The organism is Burkholderia sp. Bp9140 (genome assembly GCF_003853425.1).
Classification (GTDB): domain Bacteria; phylum Pseudomonadota; class Gammaproteobacteria; order Burkholderiales; family Burkholderiaceae; genus Burkholderia.
In genome coordinates, this window is sequence record NZ_QTPQ01000089.1 from 1 (window position 1) to 2,914 (window position 2,914).

The 2,914-nt window shown below is 60.9% G+C and carries 1 protein-coding gene and 1 pseudogene; both read right to left on the bottom strand.

The window, feature by feature from the left end:
• A pseudogene (locus DIE21_RS36625) lies at window positions 1-395 on the bottom strand (M23 family metallopeptidase); the annotation flags it as partial.
• A 5-nt stretch (window positions 396-400) separates the two neighbouring features.
• Entirely contained in the window at window positions 401-2,752 is a 2,352-nt protein-coding gene (locus tag DIE21_RS36630; protein WP_124502186.1) for a type VI secretion system Vgr family protein, read from the bottom strand.
• Window positions 2,753-2,914: the final 162 nt, after the last annotated feature.

Sequence of the window (2,914 nt, forward strand, 5' to 3'; positions counted from 1 at the left end):
CGCAGGAACTCGGGCACATCCTTGGCGTTCGCACCGTGCTGCCGATACTCCGCCAGCGGCAGCAGATGCATGTAGAGCGAATAAAACGTCAGCGTGCGGCCTTCACCGGTCTCGGTCGTATGCTTGAGCAACACAAAACCCGTATGGCTCACGCCGCCGTCAACCCCATGCTGACAGACGCGATAGGCAACGACCTCGCCGTCGGCAATCGCGTGCACCTTGCCCTTCGTATCGGGTTGAAGATGCACACCGCAATGCCAGCGCCGATCAAAGGCAATCGGATAGACGCCGTGGTCACATTCGAACTTGTCCACCGCATCCATCATCGGATCGGGGTTCGTCCCGGTCGGGGCCGCGAGACCGGCTTCGGGCAGAAACGGGGGGCTGATGATCATGAACGTTACTGTGTGTGGCTGTATTTGGCGCTGGGCCGGTAGTCGCTCACCGGCAGTTGCGGCAAGCTGATGGACGTATTGCCGGGCCCTTCGAACGTGAACGAGGCCGCCCTGATACGGAATTCACCCGGACAGTCGAAAACAACGCTGCCGTTCTCGATGGTCATCGACGCGCCGCCGCTGGTCACCATCGCCCTTGTCTTGGCGTTCACGAGCACATTCGCGTTGGCGCTCGACACGTGCAATTGCTCGTCGGAAAAGAGATCCATCGAAGCGCCGTGTGCCTGAAGCTCGATCTTCCCTTTCGAGAAAATCTTGATGCCGAGCTTGTGCGCGCACAGCGAGATCAGGTCACCCGCCACCATGCGCAGCCTCCTGACGATGCTCACGTCCATGTCCCGGCCTGCGGTGACGATCACGTTCTCGCCCGCCGAATGCTGCGCCGATTTCGGTGTCACGAACGCCATGCCGCCGGGGGCACTGGCAAGCAGCCCCGCGTCGCGGAGCTGATTCAGGCCATCGAGCAGCACCGCCTGCGTCGCGCGGTCCGCAGGCTCTGCCTTCATCTGCGATGTCGCAGCCGCAAGTTCCGTTACGCGCTGCAATGCAGCCTTGAGCTGCGCGACAGCGGCGGGCATATCAAGGTGCGCCATCTCGGACCCGCCTGCTGCATCTGCCGAGACGAACAGCCCTTTCGGCGCACGCACCGAGCCCCAGTGCTGCGTGGTCAGTTCGAAGCCCTCGCCGCGCTTGTTCTTCCCGCGGTCGACCAGATTGCCCATATTGAGCGACGATTGCCCGAACACCGTCGCCAGACGGATGCCCTCATGGTCTTTCAGATCCTCGAAGCGCAGCTTGTTGCCGAGCAACGGAGAGCGAAACACGGCGCGGCTGTACCAGCCCTCCTTGCCATGCACGAGGTCCCGACGCGCATGGTCATGCAGGGCCCCCGCGATAAGCAGGCGATCGCAATTTCCGTGAGTCGCGACGACGCGTACTTCCGACCGCGGCAGCAAAGGAATGTGCAGGCCGCCCTGGTACGACGCGGACGTACGCAGCAGGCGCAACGGCATGCTGTTCGTACCGCGCTTGCCGCTGTGCCGGGTGAACAGGAGCCTTACCCGATAACGGCCGTATTCATCCATCCATGCGTACGGCTCGTCATCGCCGGACTCGACCACACCGATCAGCATGCCGGCGACCCATCGCCAATGCTTTTCGGGAACATATTCCGGCCGGTAGGGCTGATGCGCGGGGATCGCTTCGAAAGTGTTGATCACGGACTGGCTGCGACTGCCGGTCGTGACGAGCCTTGTGATCACCATCCCGTGCGGTGCCTCCGGCACTACGTCATTGGTGATCCGCACCACCATGCCGGGCGTCATGCCAATTGCGTTACTCGTGCCCGCGAGCCGCATCTGCCGCGTGAGCAGTTCATCGCGCCGTGCATCAGCCAACGCCTGCCCTTCTTCGACCGAATGGAAATGCTCGATGCTGCGATTCACGCTCCCATACACCGAGCGGTCGTCATTGGCTACGACCGATTCGACCTGCAGCGGATCGTCGGGTACGCGGTAGTTGTGATCCCATTCGCGCACCTTCTGCGGCACCAGCGCGCGCGTGGCTTCGAGCGTCAGAATCGCCTCATGCCAGCTCACCAGACCAGAATGCGGCAACAACGGCACCTCGAGCGCTCGCATATAGCCGCGCGGCGCATTACCGAACACCAACGTGTCGCGTTGCGGGCCGTCCTCTTTCTTCGCCTGCTTGAAGTAGTAATAGACCCCCGCACGCCGGCAATGTCGATCGATAAAATTCGCGACCGTCTCTTCGTACATCACGGTTTGCTCCAACTTCCCGTCGAGCCCCTCCAGCTCGAACTCGACATCGAACGATTGGAACAGATTGCGATCGACGATCACATTGGTCAGCAACTCGCGAAACGACTTGTCCAGAAATACGGCCGAATCGTGCACCTCTTCAAGCAGCGAGAGACGCGGCTTCAGGTGAAGTTGATAGGTCGCCTCGTCGCGAGACTTCTTGACTCGAGTCCATTGCGTTACGACGCCGTGCACGGTACGCGCAGCATGCTGAACCGTATCGATCAATCCCGCCATCGACGGCACCGACGCGTGTTCCTCGATCGTGAAAATCGCCGGCCGACCGACAATCGTCGCACCGTCGATCCATTTGTCCTTCGACGTCACTGTGATGTCCGCGAGGAATCGCGTATTCATTTCCTCGGTCAGGACGAACGACAGCACGGAGATCGGCGCGTCCAGCGTCGCGATCTCCAAATGCAGCGGTTGGGTAACGACCGAACCAGGGTGTTTCAGCACATCCTGAATGGTTAGCATGGCTGCTGTTGAACGAGAGGTTAGATATCGGCACGTTCGTCCACTCATGCAATCGGGGACGCAGTGCCACTACGCTCTCGCCAGTTGGGCCGGCCCCGGCGAAAACCGGACACGAGGTAACGCTTAAACTTTGAGGTAGTCTTCCGCCTATGTTTAAGCCTA